Here is a 19,074-nt window from a genome sequence, read left to right as displayed (position 1 = left end):
GCTCCCTTCGGCCGGGCAGGAGATCAGAACAGGAAGTAGCGCTGGGTCATGGGCAGGGTCTCGGCGGGGGCGGGTTCGATCAGGTCGCCGTCGACGCTGACCGCGAAGGTGTCGGGGTCGACGTCGATCCTGGGCATGGCGTCGTTCAGCGGCATGCTCTCCTTGCCCCTGCGGCGGACGTCGGCCACCGGCAGCAGGCGCCTGCGTACGGCCAGCCGGTCGGCGAGGCCGTCCTCGATCGCCGGCGGGGCGACGAAGTGGACGGACGTGGCGGCGGCGGTGACTGGGGCGGCACCGAACATCGGGCGCGGCATGACCGGCTGCGGGGTCGGGATGGAGGCGTTCGCGTCGCCCATCTGGGCGTAGGCGATCACACCGCCCTTGACCACCAGGTTCGGTTTGATACCGAAGAAGGCCGGGTCCCACAGGACCAGGTCGGCCAGCTTGCCGGTCTCCACCGAGCCGACCTCGCCGTCCAGGCCGTGGGCCACGGCCGGGCAGATCGTGTACTTGGCGACGTAGCGCCGGGCCCGGAGGTTGTCGGCGGGGCCGTCACCCGGCAGAGCCCCCCGACGGCGCTTCATCACGTGCGCGGTCTGCCAGGTCCGGATGATCGTCTCGCCCACCCGGCCCATCGCCTGCGAGTCCGAGCCGATCATCGAGATCGCGCCCATGTCGTGCAGGATGTCCTCGGCCGCCATCGTGGACGGCCGGATCCGGGACTCGGCGAACGCCAGGTCCTCGGGGATGGACGGGTTGAGGTGGTGGCAGACCATCAGCATGTCGAGGTGCTCGTCGAGCGTGTTGACGGTGTGCGGGCGGGTCGGGTTGGTCGAGGACGGCAGGATGTTGCCGTAGGAGGCGACCCGGATGATGTCGGGCGCGTGCCCGCCGCCGGCTCCCTCGGTGTGGTAGGCGTGGATCATCCGGCCGCCGATCGCCGCCAGCGTCGACTCCACGAACCCGGCCTCGTTGAGGGTGTCGGTGTGGATCGTGACCTGGGTGCCGGTGGCATCGGCCACCGACAGGCAGGCGTCGATGGCGGCCGGAGTGGTGCCCCAGTCCTCGTGCAGCTTGAAACCGGAGGCTCCGGCGCGGAGCTGTTCCAGCAGCCCCTCGCGGCTGACCGTGTTGCCCTTGCCGAGCAGCGCGACGTTGATCGGGTAGGAGTCGAGAGACTCCAGCATCCGGGCGAGATACCAGGTGCCGGTGACGGTGGTGGCCTTGGTGCCCTCGGCAGGTCCGGTGCCGCCGCCCACGATGGTCGTCACTCCCGCGGCGAGGGCCTCGTCGAGGATCTGCGGGCAGATCAGGTGGACGTGGGAGTCGATCGCCCCGGCGGTCAGGATCTTCCCGTTGCCCGCGAGGATCTCGGTCGAGGGGCCGATCACCAGGTCCGGATGGACACCGTCCATGGTGTCGGGGTTTCCGGCCTTGCCGATCGCCACGATGCGGCCGTCCCTGACTCCGATGTCCGCCTTGACCACGCCCCAGTGGTCGAGGATCACCGCGCCGGTGATCACCAGGTCGGGCGCGCCCTCGGCCCTGGTGGTCCTGGCCTGGCCCATCGACTCCCTGATGACCTTGCCGCCGCCGAAGACCGCCTCGTCGCCCGCTCCGGCGGGCCCCGTCGACAGGTCCTCGGTGACCTCGATGAGCAGGTCGGTGTCCGCCAGCCTGATCCGATCACCGACGGTGGGGCCGTAGAGCGCGGCGTAGCGGGATCGTTCAATGAACACCGGGACTCCCATCGAGAGGTCCGGCCCATTCGGGACGGAGACCGGGGACGATCCGCAGCCCGCCGATCGGCACGAGGGTCACGTCGCGCTCCACACCGGGTTCGAACCGCACCGCCGTACCTGCGGGGACGTCGAGCCGGGTGCCCCAGGCCGCCTGGCGGTCGAACTCCAGGCCGGGGTTGCACGCGGAGAAGTGGTAGTGCGAGCCGACCTGGATCGGCCGGTCCGCGGTGTTGACGACGCGGACGGTGACGCGCTCGCGGCCCGGGTTGAGCGGGATGGGCGTGTCGCCGTACAGGATCTCGCCGGGTGTCATCGGCGCTCACCGCTCTTCGGGGTCACGGGATCGGCTGGTGGACGGTGACGAGCTTGGTGCCGTCGGGGAAGGTGGCCTCGATCTGCACGGACGACAGCATCTCGGGCACCCCCTCCATGACGTCGTCGCGGGAGAGCACCTTGCGCCCCGCCTCCATCAGTTCGGCGACGGTCCGCCCGTCCCTGGCCCCCTCCATGAGGAAGGACGCGATGATCGCGGTGGCCTCGGGGTGGTTGAGCCGGAGGCCACGTGACCTGCGGTCGCGGGCGAGACCGGCGGCGACGTGGATGAGCAGGCGTTCCTGCTCGTGTGGTGTGAGCCGCATTCCCGGACCATAGGAACCGGTGGTTTCGGTGACGTTGCACGTCGATGTCGTGTCGGTTTCCAGGTGGCGCGGGCTGTACGAACGAAGGAAGGGCGGCATGGAGCCGCCCTTCCTCCGCGGGGAGGTTCGGTGCGCCGGGTCAACGCATCCTGAAGGTGGTCAGAACCGCGGCGTGGTCGGAGGTCCAGGCATTGCCGGAGTGGCCGGGGATGGGGGCGGGGGTGCCCTCGACCAGGGCGCTGGAGTCCAGCACCCGGAGATCGCCCGCGTAGTGTACGAAGTCGATCCGGTCCTGCGGCTCCGGCTCGCCCTTGTGGGCGTCGTGGCCGTAGCCGCCGGTGAAGGTCGGGTAGATCGGTGACCAGGTGATGCCGGGGGCGGCGACCGGGTCGGGGTGGGCGACCCGGTAGGAGTCCTTCAGGCCCGCCTGCTCCGGCAGGACCGAGGCGGGCCAGGCCACGGAGTCATAGCCGCAGCGCCTGGTCGCGGGCGTCCAGTCCAGGTGTGAGGGAGCGTTGAAGTCACCGGTCAGCAGGACGGGGGTCCGCTTCGCGTCCCGCAGGTCGGACTGCATGGCCGCGAGGACCGCGGTGATCTGCGGGGTGCGCCCCGAGGAGACCTCGTTGGCCAGGAGCCGCTCGTGGCTCATCTTCCCGAAGCAGGCGTCGTAGGGACCGTAGGGCGTGTAGCCGAGGTGGACGTTCCAGATGACGACGTCCTGCCTGTGCTGGTCGTCGACCCGGATCCTGGCGGTGATCCCGGCCAGTCCCGACGCGGCCGGGAGCGGGCCGCGCGAGGTGATCGGGTAGCGGCTGACGATGCCCAGGTCGTTCCCGGCCTGGAAGTGTTCCCACCCCAGCGCCTCGGCCAGTTCCTTCGCGGAGGTGCCGGAGGTCTCCTGCATACCGACCACGTCCACGTCGTGGTCGAGCAGGAACTTCAGCTGCTTCTCGCGGGCGCCCTTCACCTGGCTGCCGCCGTGCCAGAGGTTCCAGCTCATCGCCTTGAGGTCGGGCACGAGCTTGGCGCCCGGAACCCTGACCTCGATCGCCGCGGTCACCGAGGCGGTCTCGCCGGCGCCGTTGCGCGCCTCGATCCGCACGGCCGCGGGCCGGAGCGCGTCCGGCGGGCGCGGGGTGCCCGAGATACTGCCGTCCGAGCCGACGGTGACCCAGCGGGGCCCGGAGATTTTGCGGAACGTCAGGCCCTCGGCGTCACCCCGGGTGAGGCCGCCGACGGTCGCGGCGTACGGCTTCAGCGCGCGGGCGTTGCGCAACGGGACGCGGTCGCTGACGAAGTGCAGCGGTTCGGCACTCACGATCTTCAACTTGACGGGCTGGGCGAGCCAGGCATAGCCGTCCTTGGCCAGGGAGTAGGCGACGTAGTCACCCGGTTCGAGACCGTTGGTGGGCAGCGTGGCGGTGCCGGAGCCCTCGGGGATGTAGACCCACTTCAGGGAGGGGCCGACGTATTTCTCGGCGACCGGGCCGTTGCCGGGGTCCGTATACAGGCCGATCCAGTTCTTCGGGTCGGGGCGGGGGGTGGAGTAGGTCAGGCTGATCGGTTCACCGGCCTTCACCGAAGCCGAGATGACGTTCAGCGTGCCGTCCGCGGCGGCGAAGGCAGGGACGTTCACCAGGCCGCTTGTCAGACCGAGTGTCACTACGGCTGCCGCCACCATGAATAACCGGCGCATTCAGGCTCCTTATGGGGTTCTTGAGGCGAGATAAGCCTGAAGCGCCCCGGTAACGGCATGGTGTATGACGACTGTCATTCAGATTGCGCGCACCGGAAACTCATTACCGCTGCTCAGTATCACGTCGGTTCGTGATTTGTCTGTACAAGTGTGTGCAGCCTGTCTGCATCGCCGTGCTCTGTCACGGCGGTGATATGCCGGTAAACCGCAATTAACAACTGCGAACTAGGCGGGAAACCTCACTCAGTCACCTTGGCGGCAGATAGATCGGTGCGGGGGCCGTACCGGCAAGGAGGAAAGTCATTGAGGAAGACAGCATGGTGCTCCGTGGTGGCCGTCGCGGCGCTGGCCGCGACGCTGACCGCCTGCGGCGGTGAAGCCCCTGCGAACAAGGACGCGGCCGCCGCGAGTGGCGGTGACGGAGACATCAAGGTCGGCATCCTGCACTCGCTGAGCGGCACCATGGCCATCAGCGAGGTGACCGTCAGGGACGCCGAACTGCTCGCCATCGAGGAGATCAACGCCGCCGGGGGAGTGCTCGGCAAGAAGCTGGTCCCCGTGGTGGAGGACGGCGCGTCCGACTGGCCCACCTTCGCGGAGAAGGCCACCAAGCTCATCCGCCAGGACAAGGTCGCCACCACCTTCGGCGGGTGGACCTCCGCCAGCCGCAAGGCGATGCTGCCGGTCTTCGAGCGGAGCAAGGCCCTGCTGTGGTACCCGGTGCAGTACGAGGGCCTGGAGAGCTCGCCGTACATCTTCTACACCGGCGCCACCACCAACCAGCAGATCATCCCCGGCCTCGACTACCTCAAGGAACAGGGCAAGAAGAAGATCTTCCTGGTCGGCAGCGACTACGTCTTCCCCCGGACCGCCAACAAGATCATCAAGGCGTACGCGGCGGCGAACGACATGGAGATCCTCGGTGAGGAGTACACCCCGCTCGGCCACACCGAGTACAGCACGCTGACCAACAAGGTCCTCCAGGCCAAGCCGGACGCCGTCTTCAACACCCTCAACGGCGACAGCAACGTCGCCTTCTTCAAGCAGCTCAACAGCGCCGGGGTCACCGCGGAGAAGATGCCCGTGCTGTCGGTGAGCGTCGCCGAGGAGGAGGTCAAGGGCATCGGCGTCGACAACATCGCCGGCCACCCCGTCGCCTGGAACTACTACCAGACCACCGAGAACGCGGCCAACGAGAAGTTCGTCGCCGCGTTCAAGGCCAAGTACGGCACGGACAAGGTGACCTCCGACCCGATGGAGGCCGGATACAACGCCGTCTACCTCTGGGCCGAGGCCGTCAAGAAGGCCGGCAGCGTCGAGGTCGAGGCGGTCAGGAAGGCGGCGGGCGGCATCGCGCTGGACCGTCCCGAGGGCCTCGTCACCATCGACGGTGAGAACCAGCACATGTACAAGACGGCCAGGATCGGGGTGATCCAGCCCGACGGCCTCATCAAGGAGGTCTGGAACTCCGGCCAGCCGATCAAGCCCGACCCCTACCTCAAGGGCTACCCCTGGGCGAGTGGCCTGGCCACCGGCTGACCCCCCTCAAGACCGGCTCCGGACCGGGCCGTGACCAGATCACGGAAAGCACCATGGCGCGCCCACGACGCGGCGCGGCCCGGTTCCGGAGCCACACACTCGTAGGAAGGGGACCTTCGGTGGAGGCCTTTCTCAACCAGCTCCCGATCGGCCTGTCCATCGGCGCCGTGCTGCTCCTCATCGCCCTCGGGCTGACGTTCACGTTCGGTCAGATGGGCGTGATCAACATGGCCCACGGCGAGTTCATCATGGCCGGGGCGTACACCGCCTACCTGCTCCAGGACCTCACCGGCCGGATGGCGGTGATCGTGGCCCTGCCCGTCGCCTTCCTGGTCGCCGGGCTGATGGGGCTCATCCTGGAACGGGCCGCGATCCGGCACTTCTACGGCCGCCCGCTCGACACCCTGCTGCTCACCTGGGGCGTCAGCCTCGTGCTCCAGCAACTCGCCCGCGACCTGTTCGGGGCGCCCAACGTGCAGGTCCAGGCACCCACCTGGCTGCAGGGCGGCATCGCGTCCCTGCCGTACAACCGGCTGTTCATCTTCGGCCTGGCCGTCGCCACGGTCATCGGCGTCTGGGCCTACATGAACCGCACCGGCGCCGGCCGCCGGATGCAGGCCGTGATGCAGAACCGGCAGCTGGCCGCGGTCAGCGGCATCAACACCGCCCGGGTGGACCAGCGGACCTTCTTCATCGGCTCAGGGCTGGCCGGGGTCGCCGGGGTGGCGCTCACCCTCATCGGCCCCGTCGGCCCGGCGCTGGGCACCTACTACATCGTCGACGCCTTCCTGGTGGTCGTCGCCGGAGGGCTCGGCCAGCTGCGCGGCGCCGTCATCGCCGCCGCCGGCCTCGGCCTGCTCAACTCCTACGCCGAGTTCTGGAGTGACGCCAGCCTGGCGAAGGTCATCGTGTTCGCCGCGATCATCGCCTTCCTCCAGTTCCGCCCGCAGGGCCTGTTCGTACTCCGATCAAGGGCGCTCACGTGAATCTCACCCGCCTCAGAGGGCCGGGGCTCTTCGCGGCGGTGGCCGTGCTCGCCCTGGTCGTCGCACCGCTGCTGCTGGAACCCTTCCGCCTCGGCCTGCTGGCCAAGTACCTCTGCTTCGCGATCATCGCCCTGGGCATCGGACTGGCCTGGGGGCAGGGCGGCATGCTCGTCCTCGGCCAGGGCGTGTTCTTCGGGCTCGGCGGCTACGCGATGGGCATGCACCTGAAGCTGGTGGACGCCCAGGGAGACCTGCCCGACTTCATGGTCTGGAGCGGGGTCGAGCAGCTGCCCGCGCTCTGGAAACCGTTCGCCAACCCGGTGTTCGCGCTGGCCATGGTCGTACTCGGGCCGATGCTGATCGCCACTGTGCTGGGCCTGCTGGTGTTCCGCCAGCGGGTGCGCGGCGCGTACTTCGCGATCCTCACCCAGGCGCTCGCCGCCGCGTTCGTCATCCTGCTCGTCGGCCAGCAGGGCCTGACCGGCGGCACCAACGGTCTGACCAACTTCTTCGACCTGTTCGGCCAGGACCTGGCGGCGGACTCCACCCAGCGCGGGCTCTACTTCGTGGTCGCGATCGTCACCGGGCTGCTCTACCTCGGTGCCCGCCAGCTGGTGGGCAGCCGCTTCGGGCGGCTGCTCGTCGCGATCAGGGACGGCGAGGACCGTGTCAGGTTCCTCGGCTACGACCCGGCCAGGGTGAAGACCGTCGTCTTCGCGATCTCCGCGGGCATGGCCGGGCTGGCGGGTGCCCTGTTCGTGCCGGTGGTCGGCATCATCTCGCCCGCGCTGCTGGGGGTGGTCCCCTCGCTCGAACTCGTCGTCGCGGTCGCGGTGGGCGGCAGGTTCGCCCTCGCCGGGGCCGTCCTCGGCGCGGTCGTCATGGGGTACGCCAAGACCTCCTTCAGCGAGCAGTTCGCGGACGGCTGGCTCTACCTGCAGGGCGCGCTGTTCATCCTCGTGATGACCCTGGCCCCCAGAGGGATCCTCGGCCTGGCGGCGTCGGCCCGCGACGCCCTGGCCCGGCGGTCGAAGCGCCCCACGGCCCCGGAACCCCCGCCTGCGGACGACGCCCCCGGCAGGAGAGTCATGGAGGAGGTCGGATGAGCCCGATCATCGAGGTACGCGGGCTGTCGGTGGTCTTCGACGGCTTCCGCGCCATCGACGGCATCGACCTGACCGTCGAGGCGGGGGAACTGCGCTTCCTGATCGGCCCCAACGGCGCGGGGAAGACCACGCTCATCGACGTCATCACCGGCCTCACCCGCCCCACCACCGGCGAGGTCGTCTTCGACGGCCGCAGCCTGGCCGGCCTGCGCGAGCACAGCATCGTCAGGCTCGGCGTCGGGCGTACCTTCCAGACCTCGGTGGTCTTCGAGGAGCTCACGGTCCTGGAGAACCTCGACCTGGCGGCCTCCTTCCGCCGCCCGCTCTGGTCGCTGGCCCGGCGCAGGCGCGGGATCTCCACGGCCGTCGCCGACGCGCTGGAGACCACGGGGCTGCGGGAGTTGGCGGACCGGCCCGCGGGGGTGCTCTCCCACGGGCAGCGGCAGTGGCTGGAGATCGGCATGCTGCTCACCCAGAGCCCCAAGCTGCTCCTGCTGGACGAGCCGGTGGCCGGGATGTCGAAGGACGAGCGGGAACGGACCGGCGAGCTGCTGACGTCCGTGGCCAACGACCACACGGTGATCGTGATCGAACATGACATGGAGTTCCTGCGCAGGTACGCCTCGCAGGTCACCGTCCTGCACGAGGGCAAGGTGCTGATCGAGGGCTCGGTGGACCAGGTCCGCGACGACCCGCGCGTGCAGGAGGTCTATCTCGGAAGGAAGCGCGGAGATGCTGTCAGTACAGGATCTTGACGCCGGGTACGGCAGGGCCCGGGTGCTGTTCGGGGTCTCCCTGCGGGTGGAGCCAGGGCAACTGGTGTGCGTGATGGGCCGCAACGGGGTGGGCAAGACCACCCTGCTCAACACCGTGATGGGCGTGCTGCCCGCCACCGCGGGTTCGGTCACCTTCGAGGGCCGGGACGTGACGCGCCTGCCGCCGCACGAGCGGGTACGGCTCGGCATGGCGTACGTCCCCCAGGGGCACGAGACCTTCCCTCAGCTCAGCGTGCTCGGCAACCTTCAGGTCACGCTGGAGGCCTCCGGTGGCCCGCAGGAGGCGCTGGAGGAGGCGCTGGAGACCTTTCCCCGGCTGAAGCCGCTGCTCAAGCGGCGTGCCGGATTCCTGTCCGGCGGACAGCAGCAGCAGCTCGCGATCGCCCGCGCGCTCGTCACCCGGCCCAGGCTGCTCATCCTGGACGAGCCCACCGAGGGCATCCAGCCCTCGATCATCATCGAGATCGAGGAGGCGATCGAGCGGCTGCACGCCTCCGGCCTGTCGCTCCTGCTGGTCGAACAGTATCTGGACCTGGCGCTCCGCCTCGCCGACCGTTTTCTCATCCTCGACGCCGGGCACGTCGCTCATTCGGGGGCGGTGGAGGAATTACACGGGGAGGAAATTCACCGCCTTCTCGCTGTGTGAACCGCACTATTTCATATCAAGAAAGTCGTATTTGATCTCTTCTTGATGAAGAACCTCCCGCTGCGGGCGATGGCGGCATAACCTACCCAGCAAAAAGGGAGTCCGGGGGTGTCATGGCGGAGGAACCTGCGGACGGGGGGACGCGAGCGGAGGGGACACCGGACCCTCCCGGGAGTCACGGTCGCTCCGACCGGCAGCCCGGCCGCGAGACCGGCCACGAGACCGGCAGGCCGGCCGACGACGAGCGCGAGGGGCGATCGGGCGCCGAGACCGGCGGATCGCCCGGTGACGATCGTGACCGATGGTCCGACGATCGACATGACCGTGAGCGGCGCTTCGACGGCCGGTACGAGCGCGGCCGGTGGGATGACGACAGATACGGTCAGGAGCGCCGGTTCGACGAGCGATACGAGCGTGACCGGTGGGACGACGACAGGTACGGCCGCGACCCGCGGCCCGGGGATGTGCGGCCCTTCGAGGACGCGTACCCCGGGGCGCGGATCGATCCGCCGGGGACGCCCGCCAGGCGCGGGTTCCGCCGGTTCCGGCTGACGGCCTGGATCGCGCTGGTCGTCGCAGCGGTCGTGGTCGGGGTGTCCATCGCATGGGTGAACGGGCCGCCCACCGAGGCCGAGCTGCGGGAGAAGGCGGGACTCCTCAGCAAGGACAGGCTCCGGATCGGGGTGAAGGACGACACCCCGGGCATCGCCCTGCGGTCGAAGGACGGCAGCGGCTTCGAGGGCTTCGACATCGACATCGCCTACATGATCGCGGCGGATCTGGGCTTCCGGCGCGACCAGGTCGAGTTCATGTCCATCGAGACCGAGGACAGGGCGCGCATGCAGGCCCGGAACGAGAACGGGGAATTCGTCAGGGTCGACCTCGTGGTGGCGACCTTCAGCGTGACGCCCGACCGCAAGGCGGACCCCTCGGTCGGCTTCTCCACGCCCTACCTCTTCACCGAGCAGTCGGTGGTGACCAGATCCGACTACGAGGACGAACACGTCGCCTCCCTGGGGCAGCTCGAGGGCAAGAAGGTCTGCTCGCTCGGGACCTCGACCTCCCTGGTCGAGCTGAGCAAGGCGATAAGGGGCAATCCCATCGCCGAGGGCCTGATCAGCAAGTGCGTGGAGCGTCTTCAGAGGGGCGACATCGACGCGGTGACCACCGACGCGGCACTCCTGGCCGGGTTCGTCGCGCAGGACAGGAACCTGCGCCACCACGACATCGCGCTGGAGAAGACGGAGATGTGGGCTGTCAACGCGGGGCCCAACGCCGCGCTGCGCACCCTGGTCGACCTCGCGCTCTACCGTTCCTACGCCGATCCGCAGAACCAGCGCTGGGAGGAGGCGTACAAGACCCACATCGAGCCGCTGCTGAAGACCAACCCGGGGGTGAACGTGGCCCAGGCGGAGCAGCCGTGCGCGCTTCCCCCGCCGGTGCGCCGCTGGCCGTGGGAGCGGACCCTCCCCGTCCAGGATTGTCCCTCCGCACCTTGAAGACCGACAGGCGGGTCAGGGACGCGCCGAGGAACCAGGAGTGGTTCCTCACGCTGCTGCCGGTGTTCCCGATCGTCCTGCTGGTGATGCGGCTGTGGTACGCCAGCCGGCAGGACACCCAGACGCTGCTCCTGCTCGTGCAGACCATCAGCCCGCTGGGCATGCTGAGCGCGATCCTGCTGACCACGGTGTGGGTGCTGCCCGTCGTCGTCGTCGGCGGCCGGCTTCTCGGCACCCTTTGCTGGATCAGCACGGGCCGGTCCTCATGGCTGGTGCGCGCGGCCCGGCGGCTGCCCGGCTGGGTCGCGGGCCTGGCCGTCGTGGTGGGCGTGGGCACCTGGCAACTGCGCTTCCTGCCGACGCTGATGATGCTGTCGCTCGCGCTGGCGGGCCTGATCGTGCGCGAGCGGTTCCCGGCCCACGAGGAGTTGCGGACCACGTTCTGCTACGCGCTGCCGCTGATCGCCGCGGTGCTGTCGTACGTGCTGCTGTGGCCCGCCATCGTCACCGCGTTCGCCGAGCGGGACATGGCGACCGCGATCCTGCTGACGCTTCCCCCGGTGTGCGCGCCGCTGCTGACCGGCCCGGTGCCCGCGGCGTCGGCCAGGGTGCTGACCCATGGCATCGCGATCGCGATGGCGGTGTTCACCCCGTTCCTGGTCGGCGCGGTCGTGATGAGGGCGCCGATCCTCCCGCTGATCGCCCTGGAGATCACCGGGGAGAAGTCCTCCGAGGTGCTCGTGGGCTACATGGTCGCCAGTGACGACCTGATGACCACGGTCCTGCACCGTGACGGTGCGGTGAGCTTCATCTCCAATGAGCGGCTGCGGTCGAAGGTGCTCTGCCCCGACCCCGGCGAGGTGCCCAGGACATGGGCGAACCTGCACGGCTGGTACGTCGAACAGAGCGTGATCTCCTGGCTCGCCCCGGTCTCGCAGCGGACCCCGGCCGATTCACGCTGCGAGGGCCGCCCGGCCGCGGAACCCGCTCCCGTCCCACCGTCCCCGTCCCCGACCCCGACTCCGGCAGGGGCCTTCGGGGCGGGCGGTCACTGACGGTAGTCCTCGACCTCGTCGATCGGGCGGGGCGCGGCGGAGTCGGGGTCCTCACCGAACTCGCGGCGTGCCCGGCGCTGCCTGAGCAGGTCCCACGCCTGGTCGAGAGCCTCCTCCAGCTGCTGGATCCGGTTGTTCTCCTCATGCGAGGAGATCGAGTGCGAAGTCAGTCTCTTCCGGAGCTCCCGCTCCTCGGCGATGAGTTCGTTGATGTGGGCGAGGATGTCGACGTCCCTCATGGCAGTTCCCCCTGTCAGAGTTCTCCTCAGGTGACCGTACCGTCGGAAGCCGAGCCGGTGGCGCCGACGTGCTTCGCGTCGCGTGCCCATCCTCGGAAGGACTCCCGGAGATCTTCGAGTTCCGCCATGTGAGACCGGGGCTCGGGCATTCGGACCCGTCTGATAGCGTGCTATGCATGCTGCGCGGGCTGCTTCTTAGCTGCCGCGACGAGGGCCTGTAAGGGCCGGCTCCCTCGTCGCGGAGCGAGCCATGCGTGTCGGCCACGATTGTTTTCCCAGTCGAGGAGCCTTTGCATGTATCCGCAGCAGCAACCCAGCCCCATGCCGTTCAAGCGTTATGAGTCCTTCGCGCCGATCCGGCTGGCCGACCGGACCTGGCCGGACAAGGTCATCGAGCGGGCACCCCGGTGGTGTGCCGTCGACCTGCGTGACGGCAACCAGGCGCTGATCGACCCCATGGACCCCCACCGCAAGCTCAAGATGTTCGAGCTGCTGGTGAAGCTGGGCTACAAGGAGATCGAGGTGGGCTTCCCCGCCGCCTCCCAGACCGACTTCGACTTCGTACGGCAGATCATCGAAGAGGATCTGATCCCTGACGACGTGGTGATCCAGGTCCTGACCCAGGCCAGACCCGAGCTGATCGAGCGGACCTTCGAATCGGTGCGCGGGGCCAAGCAGGCGATCATCCACCTGTACAACTCCACCTCCACCCTCCAGCGCAGGGTCGTCTTCGGCCAGGACCGCGAGGGCATCACCGCGATCGCGGTCGAGGGCGCCAAGCTCTGCAAGAAGCTGGCCGCCGAGATGGACGGCACGGAGATCTACTTCCAGTACTCCCCGGAGTCCTTCACCGGCACCGAACTGGAGTACGCGGTGGAGGTCTGCGACGCCGTCAACGACGTGTGGCAGCCCACCCCCGACCGCAAGGTCATCATCAACCTGCCCGCCACCGTCGAGATGGCCACGCCCAACATCTACGCCGACCAGATCGAGTGGATGCACCGCAACCTGGCCTATCGCGACTCGATCGTGCTCTCCCTGCACCCCCACAACGACCGGGGCACCGCCGTCGCCGCCGCCGAGCTGGGCTACCTGGCCGGGGCGGACCGGATCGAAGGCTGCCTGTTCGGCAACGGAGAGCGCACCGGCAACGTCTGCCTGGTCACGCTGGGCATGAACCTGTTCTCGCAGGGCATCGACCCGGAGGTCGACTTCTCCGACATCGATGAGATCCGCCGGATCACCGAGTACTGCACCCAGCTCCCCGTCCACCCGCGCCACCCGTGGGGCGGCGAGCTGGTCTACACCGCCTTCTCCGGATCCCACCAGGACGCCATCAAGAAGGGCTTCGAGCACCTGGAGCGCGACGCGGCCGCCGCCGGCGTCCCGGTCGAGGAGTTCACCTGGGCGGTCCCCTACCTGCCGATCGACCCCAAGGACATCGGCCGTACGTACGAGGCGGTCATCAGGGTCAACAGCCAGTCGGGCAAGGGCGGGGTCGCCTACATCATGAAGGCCGACCACCAGCTGGACCTGCCGCGCCGCCTGCAGATCGAGTTCTCCCGCGTCGTCCAGGGCCGCACCGACGCCCTCGGCGGCGAGGTGAGCCCGGCCCAGATGTTCGAGATCTTCACCGACGAGTACCTGCCGAACGAGGTCGGCCCGTGGGGCCGGCTGGGCCTGCTGGCCCACCGCACCGCCTCCCAGGGCGACGAGAAGGACGCGATCAGCGCCGACCTGCGGATCGACGGGGAGATCCGGGAGGTCGAGGGTGTCGGCAACGGTCCCATCTCCGCCTTCTGTGAGGCCCTGGCCAGGGTCGGCATCGAGGTTCGCGTCCTCGACTACGCCGAGCACGCCCTGAGCGCCGGCACCGACGCCAAGGCCGCCTCCTACATCGAGTGCGAGATCGCCGGCCAGGCCCTGTGGGGTGTCGGCATCGACGCCAACACCACCGCCGCCGCGCTCAAGGCCGTCATCTCCGCGGTCAACCGCGCCAACCGCTAGTCCCCGGCACGACCCGCCGGGGCAACGCGTCCGACAACGATCCACAAGGTCATCTGTCGCCTATTCGACCGCGCCTCCCGCGTAACCCGCGGACGCGCGGTCGAGTCGTCTCGGCAGGTGGCCGGGGCGGCGGGGAAACCGGTCGTCCTGCCGCCATATAATTTATAGGTAAAACACTTGCTAATCATATGAACGGGGATCATGAAGGAACAGCCGGGCGGACGGACGCGGCGGCTGCCGCTGAGGGGAGTGTTCCGGCTCGGCCGGTTCGGCGACATCTGGCACAAGCACGCGCTCAGCGCGGTCATCGCGCTGGCGATCCCCGACCTGATCCTTCTCGCCATGGGCCGGCTGGATCTGGCGGTCTACACCTCCGCCGGAGCGATGTGCGCCCTGTACGCGCACGGCCTGCCGTACGCGGCGCGGGCGCGCAGCCTGATCTGGGTGGCGCTGGGCATGATCGGCGGGGTGGGGGTGGCGCTCGTCACGTCCGGCCTCACCCGGTCCACCGCGATCCTGATCATCGTGTCCGCGGTGCTGGCCGCCCTGCACAAGGTGGTCTGCGACGCCACCCGGATCGGCCCGCCCGGGAACCTGATCTTCACCTTCATGGCCGCGACCTGTGCCTTCATCCCCCAGCGGCTCAGTGAGGTGCCCTTCCACCTGGCGCTCGCCGCGCTGGGCGCCCTCCTTGCCGCTCTGGTCTGCATGGCCCCGGCGCTCGTCCGGCCCGAGGGCCCCCAGCGGATCGCCGTCGCCCGCGCGCTGGAGGCGGTCGCGCGGCTCCCGCGGGCGGCCTCCTCGCGACGCGACCCCCAGGACGACACCCCGGCGCGGATCACCCCGGTACCCCGGGTCCGCCATGACGCCGCCGCGGTGGTGAACGCCGCCTGGCGCACTCTCCTGCCGGTGCCCGCGAGCCCGAACCGTGGCGCGCTGGAGCGCCTGCTGGTACACGCCGAGGAGACCCTCGCGACGGGTTTCACCACCGAGGCCGCCCGGCTGACGGGCTGGGCCACCGACCTGCGCCGGAACCGGCCGCTGCCCCGCACGAGCCTCACCGAGAACGAGGCCGCCGAGTTGACCGGCATCGCGATGGAGCGGGCCGTCCGGAGCCGCGAGCCGAGTGTGCTGCGGGCGTTCCATCCGGCCTCCGCGCTGTTCCCGATCGGGATCAGGGTCGCCGTCGGCTCCGCTCTGGCCGGGCTGACCTCGATGGCGCTGGGGGTCGGTCACCCCTACTGGGCGGTCGTGATGGCCGCCTCCGTCTTCCAGGCCAATGCCATGCTGTCCTGGCAGCGGGCGCTGCAGCGCGCCCTCGGCAGCGTGTTCGGACTGCTCGCCTTCACCCTGCTGCTGCCGATCAGCCGCACCGGGCAGCTCGCGCTGGTGTTGCTGGTGCTGCTCCTCCAGTTCTGCACCGAGGCGTTGATCACCCGGAACTACTGGCTCGGCACGGTGTGCGTGACCCCGATGGCCCTTCTGCTGACCGAGTTCTCCGGGTACCAGCCCGCCGGGCAGCTGATCGCCGACCGCTGGCTGGACACCTGCGTGGGCGTCGCGGCGGGACTGCTCGGCTGCCTGCTGGTGACCAACCGCCGTACCGCCGGCCGGATCGACGCCGCCCTGCACCGGGTGGCCGTCACCCAGGCCGCGGCAGGACACCTGCTGGAGAGCGGCTCCGCGGGCCCCGGCGACATCTCCCGGGCCCGAGGCCTGCTCGTCGCCGCCCTGGTGGAACTCCGGGAGGCCGCCGAGATCGCCGCCGGCGAGTGGTGGCAGCGGGTGCTGCCGACGGAACAGATCGCCCAGGCCGAGCAGGAAGGCCACCGTACGCTCGCGCGCCTGAGGGGACCCGCCCGGGATAGAGTCGCCTCAAAGTCGATCAGCGGGTGAGGGAAGCGGGGGCGTGGAGGACATCGTCGCGCAGGTGATGCGCCAGTGGCAGCGCGTCCACCCGGGGCTGGACACCGCGCCGATGGCCGTGATCGGCCGCCTCAACCGCTGTTCCCTGCTGATCCAGCAGGCCGCCGACGCGCCGCTGCGCGAGCACGGTCTGACCCGGTCCGAGTTCGACATCCTCGGCGCGCTACGACGGCTGGATCGGGAGCTCACCCCCAGCCAGATCGCCAGGGAGACCTTCGCCTCCGGCGCCGCCGTCACCAAGCGGCTACGGTTCCTGGAGGAGCGCGGACTGGTGGCCCGCCGTCCCGACGACCGGGACGGGCGGGTGTCCCACCTCTCGCTCACCGAGCAGGGCCGTACGCTCATCGACCGGATGCTCCCCGAGCAGGTCGACTACGACGCGTCGCTGCTGGCCGGCCTGGCCGTGGAGCGGCAGCGGGAGCTGGCGGAACTCCTCGGCGAGCTGCTCCTCCTGCTGGAGGGACGGCCGGGCGTCCGGTCGCTCTGAACGTGCGCCGGTGCGGGCGCCGTCACCTGGCATCCTGCTTCCGCAGTGGCGACCGGCGGTACGAAGCGGGTTCGGCCGAGGCCTTTCCAAACTGGTGAATTCATGGCATTCCACGGCGAGTCGCTCCGAGGTGCCCCATCGTTAGCGACATAGCATCTTTCCAGTTCAGGGCGTAATTCGCTCCCCCCGAACACACCGAAAGCGACATTTTCGGCTATGTACGAAATTCGTATTCATCGGGGGAATTCATGCGATGTATCTTTGGCCTGGCCACCGCCGGGCTCGTCCTTCTCAGCGGCACGACGGCCGCCGCGGACGCGCTGCCGCAACCGCCGGGCCGCGGACCCGATCCGGCCGTGGGCCGGCCGATCGCCGATCCGCCTCCGTGGCCGCCGCGGCCGATGCCTCCGGGACCCGGATCGATCATGCTGCCCCCGCGACCGCCGCTGCCTCCGGGGCCGGGGCCGCTGCCTCCGGGGCCGGGGCCACTGCCTCCGGGACCCGGGTCGATGATCCCACCCCCACGACCTCCGTGGCCGCCGCGGCCTCCGCTCCCGTGGCCACCCGGCACCTGGGGCCAGCCGATCCCACCTCGCCCGACCCCGATTCCGCCGTGGCCGACTCCGTGGCCGCCGCGCCCGTTCCCGCCAAGGCCGACCGGATGGCCGCTTCCGCCGTGGCCGACCCCGTGGCCGCCGCGCCCGATTCCGTCGTGGCCCGTGACGGTGGGCGTACCACTGGGCAGGGATCTCTCACTGACCATCGCGGGCAGGTCGGGCATCCGTAGCGTCCAGCTCAGTTGCTCGCCGGTCTTCGGGACGCACCCGCGCGCGGCGGACGCGTGCGCGGCGCTCTACCCGGCGCAGGGCGACCCGGCCCAGGTCGGGCCGACGTGGATGGGGTGCGCGCGGGTGTACGACCCCACGACGGCGAGTGCGACCGGCACGTGGGACGGCCAGTACATCCAGTACCGGCGGACCTTCAGCAACGAGTGCGACATGCACGCCGCGACAGGTCCGGTCTTCGACTTCTAGGTCCTGGCCTTCGAGAGGCCGGGAGACGAGAGCACTCACCCGCCGGTGTCTGGAGAGGATCGGGCCGCCGCCGCCCGTCATGAAACGGCGGCCCGATCCCCGGAACATCGGCTTGCCCGGCGGCGGGGCATTCCGCCGCCGTACGAGCCTGAAATACCCTTGGGGCGGTGATGCCGTCGTCGTGCCCTCGCATGGCCACCCGTGTGCGGCGCGCATCCGCCGTGCACGGCCTGGCGCGAGGCGTAGAGAGGGCACGACTTGACCGGACGGCTGCTGAACTGGGCGGGCAACATCACCTACGGCGCCGCGCGGTTTCACCGCCCCGGCAGCATGGAGCAGCTCCAGGAACTGGTCGCCGGCAGCGACGCCGTCCGGGCACTCGGCACCCGGCACTCCTTCAACGAGATCGCCGACCGTCCCGGCGGTGACCTCGTCTCGCTGGAGGGTCTGCCGGGTGGGCCCGAGCTCGACCCGGCACGCGGCACGGTCACGGTCGGCGCCGGGGTGCGCTACGGCGAGCTGAGCCGCTATCTGCACGGTGCGGGCTACGCGCTGCACAATCTCGGCTCGCTGCCGCACATCTCGGTCGCCGGTGCCTGCGCCACGGCCACGCACGGCTCGGGCGACGCCAACGGCAACCTGGCGACCGCGGTCTCCGGCCTCGAACTGGTCACCGCCGACGGTGAGGTCACCTTCCTCAGCCGGGAGCGGGACGGCGATCGCTTCGCGGGGGCGGTCGTCGGGCTCGGCGCGCTGGGAGTCGTCACCAGGGTCGTCCTCGACGTCGTCCCGGCCTTCGAGGTGCGGCAGCACGTCTACGAGAACCTGCCCTGGGCGCGCCTTGAGGAGCACTTCGAGGAGATCACCTCGGCCGGGTACAGCGTGAGCATGTTCACCGGATGGGACGGCCCGGTGATCGACCAGGTGTGGGTGAAGCGGCGTGACGGCGAGCCCGGCCCGTGGGAGCCGGTGTCGCGCTGGCTGGACGCCACGGCCGCGCCGGCCGACCGGCACCCGCTGCCGGGGCTGTCCGCCGTCAACTGCACCGCGCAACTGGGGGTGCCCGGCCCCTGGTACGACCGGTTGCCGCACTTTCGCCTGGACTTCACCCCGAGCAGCGGGGAGGAGCTCCAGTCGGAGTATCTGCTCCCGCGCCGCCACGCCCTGGCCGCGCTCCGCGCGCTGGACGGGGTCAGGGACGTCGTCTCCCCCGTCCTGCAGGTGTCGGAGATCCGCACCGTCGCGGCGGACGAGTTGTGGCTGAGCCCCTCCTACCGCCAGGACGTCGTCGCGGTCCACTTCACCTGGAAGAAGGACTGGCCCGCGGTGCGCCGGGTGCTCACCGTGATCGAGGATCTGCTGGAGCCCTTCGAGGCCCGCCCCCACTGGGGCAAGCTCTTCCTGATGGGCCCCGAGCGCCTGGCGTCCCGGTACGACCGGCTACCGGACTTCCGGCGGCTGGCCGCCGACCTCGACCCCACGGGCAAGTTCCGCAACCCGTTCGTCAACGACCTCCTCCTGAAAGAGGGGGCTTGAGGCGCAGCGATGCGCCTTGAAGCCCCGCGTTGACCAGCCCTAGTCATCAGCTCAAGGAGGTGCGTTTTGATGGCTACGTTGAACACGAGATCGCAGACCCACCGGCGGGTGCTTCCTCAGCCTGCCGCTCTGGAATCCGTGGGAGCAGACACGCCCGAGGGT

Annotated in this window: 17 protein-coding genes; 12 read left to right on the top strand and 5 right to left on the bottom strand. The window is 69.8% G+C overall.

Annotation, left to right across the window (positions count from 1 at the left end; translation table 11 throughout):
• Positions 1–23: 23 nt before the first annotated feature.
• From ABT130_RS21735 to ABT130_RS21720, 4 genes are all read right to left on the bottom strand, one after another.
• Positions 24–1,751, bottom strand: coding sequence for an urease subunit alpha (locus ABT130_RS21735; RefSeq protein ID WP_451934983.1), 1,728 nt, complete (start codon positions 1,749–1,751; stop codon positions 24–26).
• Positions 1,729–2,055, bottom strand: a complete 327-nt coding sequence (locus ABT130_RS21730) for an urease subunit beta (RefSeq protein ID WP_030903960.1) — start codon at positions 2,053–2,055, stop codon at positions 1,729–1,731. The genes ABT130_RS21735 and ABT130_RS21730 overlap by 23 nt, the downstream gene beginning before the upstream one ends.
• 22 nt (positions 2,056–2,077) lie before the next feature.
• On the bottom strand, positions 2,078–2,380 hold the full coding sequence (locus ABT130_RS21725; RefSeq protein ID WP_343978549.1) for an urease subunit gamma: 303 nt from the start codon (positions 2,378–2,380) through the stop codon (positions 2,078–2,080).
• A 139-nt stretch (positions 2,381–2,519) separates the two neighbouring features.
• Positions 2,520–4,076 (bottom strand): endonuclease/exonuclease/phosphatase family protein, encoded by a 1,557-nt coding sequence (locus ABT130_RS21720; protein WP_350957771.1) that lies wholly within the window; start codon positions 4,074–4,076, stop codon positions 2,520–2,522.
• Positions 4,077–4,379: 303 nt separating this feature from the next.
• Between ABT130_RS21720 and urtA the strand changes: the two genes are divergently transcribed.
• From urtA to ABT130_RS21685, 7 genes are all read left to right on the top strand, one after another.
• On the top strand, positions 4,380–5,615 hold the full coding sequence (gene urtA / locus ABT130_RS21715) for an urea ABC transporter substrate-binding protein (protein WP_350957769.1): 1,236 nt from the start codon (positions 4,380–4,382) through the stop codon (positions 5,613–5,615).
• Positions 5,616–5,734: 119 nt separating this feature from the next.
• Positions 5,735–6,601, top strand: coding sequence for an urea ABC transporter permease subunit UrtB (gene urtB / locus ABT130_RS21710; RefSeq protein WP_350913272.1), 867 nt, complete (start codon positions 5,735–5,737; stop codon positions 6,599–6,601).
• Positions 6,598–7,707, top strand: a complete 1,110-nt coding sequence (gene urtC, locus ABT130_RS21705; RefSeq protein WP_350957766.1) for an urea ABC transporter permease subunit UrtC — start codon at positions 6,598–6,600, stop codon at positions 7,705–7,707. Before urtB ends, urtC begins: the two co-directional genes overlap by 4 nt.
• Complete coding sequence (gene urtD / locus ABT130_RS21700; RefSeq protein WP_350913276.1) at positions 7,704–8,462, top strand: urea ABC transporter ATP-binding protein UrtD; 759 nt, start codon at positions 7,704–7,706, stop codon at positions 8,460–8,462. Before urtC ends, urtD begins: the two co-directional genes overlap by 4 nt.
• Positions 8,440–9,129, top strand: coding sequence for an urea ABC transporter ATP-binding subunit UrtE (gene urtE, locus ABT130_RS21695; RefSeq protein ID WP_343978534.1), 690 nt, complete (start codon positions 8,440–8,442; stop codon positions 9,127–9,129). The genes urtD and urtE overlap by 23 nt, the downstream gene beginning before the upstream one ends.
• A 113-nt stretch (positions 9,130–9,242) precedes the next feature.
• A complete protein-coding gene (locus tag ABT130_RS21690; protein WP_350957763.1) occupies positions 9,243–10,628 on the top strand; it encodes a transporter substrate-binding domain-containing protein in 1,386 nt (461 codons plus the stop codon).
• Positions 10,625–11,683, top strand: a complete 1,059-nt coding sequence (locus ABT130_RS21685) for a hypothetical protein (protein ID WP_350957760.1) — start codon at positions 10,625–10,627, stop codon at positions 11,681–11,683. Before ABT130_RS21690 ends, ABT130_RS21685 begins: the two co-directional genes overlap by 4 nt.
• On the opposite strand, the gene ABT130_RS21680 is transcribed toward ABT130_RS21685, so the two are convergent.
• Positions 11,677–11,922 (bottom strand): DUF2630 family protein, encoded by a 246-nt coding sequence (locus ABT130_RS21680; RefSeq protein ID WP_350913284.1) that lies wholly within the window; start codon positions 11,920–11,922, stop codon positions 11,677–11,679. The two genes, ABT130_RS21685 and ABT130_RS21680, sit on opposite strands and share 7 nt — an antisense overlap.
• A 294-nt stretch (positions 11,923–12,216) precedes the next feature.
• Here ABT130_RS21680 and leuA point away from each other — a divergent pair, with 294 nt between their 5' ends.
• The 5 genes from leuA (at position 12,217) to ABT130_RS21655 (ending at position 18,912) form a co-directional block, all read left to right on the top strand.
• Positions 12,217–13,929: a 2-isopropylmalate synthase gene (leuA, locus tag ABT130_RS21675; RefSeq protein WP_350913286.1), complete on the top strand. Its 1,713-nt coding sequence runs from the start codon at positions 12,217–12,219 to the stop codon at positions 13,927–13,929.
• A 201-nt stretch (positions 13,930–14,130) separates the two neighbouring features.
• Positions 14,131–15,825 carry an FUSC family protein gene (locus tag ABT130_RS21670; protein ID WP_350957757.1) on the top strand — a complete coding sequence of 565 codons (1,695 nt, stop codon included), beginning with the start codon at positions 14,131–14,133 and terminating at the stop codon, positions 15,823–15,825.
• Positions 15,826–15,838: 13 nt separating this feature from the next.
• Positions 15,839–16,342, top strand: a complete 504-nt coding sequence (locus ABT130_RS21665; protein WP_350913290.1) for a MarR family winged helix-turn-helix transcriptional regulator — start codon at positions 15,839–15,841, stop codon at positions 16,340–16,342.
• 719 nt (positions 16,343–17,061) lie between these two features.
• On the top strand, positions 17,062–17,376 hold the full coding sequence (locus ABT130_RS21660) for an SSI family serine proteinase inhibitor (RefSeq protein WP_350957754.1): 315 nt from the start codon (positions 17,062–17,064) through the stop codon (positions 17,374–17,376).
• A 258-nt stretch (positions 17,377–17,634) separates the two neighbouring features.
• Complete coding sequence (locus ABT130_RS21655; RefSeq protein WP_350957752.1) at positions 17,635–18,912, top strand: FAD-binding protein; 1,278 nt, start codon at positions 17,635–17,637, stop codon at positions 18,910–18,912.
• The last annotated feature ends 162 nt before the right edge of the window (positions 18,913–19,074 follow it).

Source organism: Streptosporangium sp. NPDC001681, from assembly GCF_040298085.1.
GTDB lineage: Bacteria > Actinomycetota > Actinomycetes > Streptosporangiales > Streptosporangiaceae > Streptosporangium.
Note: the sequence above shows the minus strand (reverse complement) of the source record. Positions and strands in the feature narration are given on the sequence as shown.

Coding starts and splice junctions, on each gene's coding strand:
- ABT130_RS21735 (WP_451934983.1), bottom strand. CDS start 1,751: ATGGGAGTCCCGGTGTTCATTGAACGATCCCGCTACGCCGCGCTCTAC.
- ABT130_RS21730 (WP_030903960.1), bottom strand. CDS start 2,055: ATGACACCCGGCGAGATCCTGTACGGCGACACGCCCATCCCGCTCAAC.
- ABT130_RS21725 (WP_343978549.1), bottom strand. CDS start 2,380: ATGCGGCTCACACCACACGAGCAGGAACGCCTGCTCATCCACGTCGCC.
- ABT130_RS21720 (WP_350957771.1), bottom strand. CDS start 4,076: ATGCGCCGGTTATTCATGGTGGCGGCAGCCGTAGTGACACTCGGTCTG.
- urtD (WP_350913276.1), top strand. CDS start 7,704: ATGAGCCCGATCATCGAGGTACGCGGGCTGTCGGTGGTCTTCGACGGC.
- urtE (WP_343978534.1), top strand. CDS start 8,440: ATGCTGTCAGTACAGGATCTTGACGCCGGGTACGGCAGGGCCCGGGTG.
- ABT130_RS21690 (WP_350957763.1), top strand. CDS start 9,243: ATGGCGGAGGAACCTGCGGACGGGGGGACGCGAGCGGAGGGGACACCG.
- ABT130_RS21680 (WP_350913284.1), bottom strand. CDS start 11,922: ATGAGGGACGTCGACATCCTCGCCCACATCAACGAACTCATCGCCGAG.
- leuA (WP_350913286.1), top strand. CDS start 12,217: ATGTATCCGCAGCAGCAACCCAGCCCCATGCCGTTCAAGCGTTATGAG.
- ABT130_RS21670 (WP_350957757.1), top strand. CDS start 14,131: ATGAAGGAACAGCCGGGCGGACGGACGCGGCGGCTGCCGCTGAGGGGA.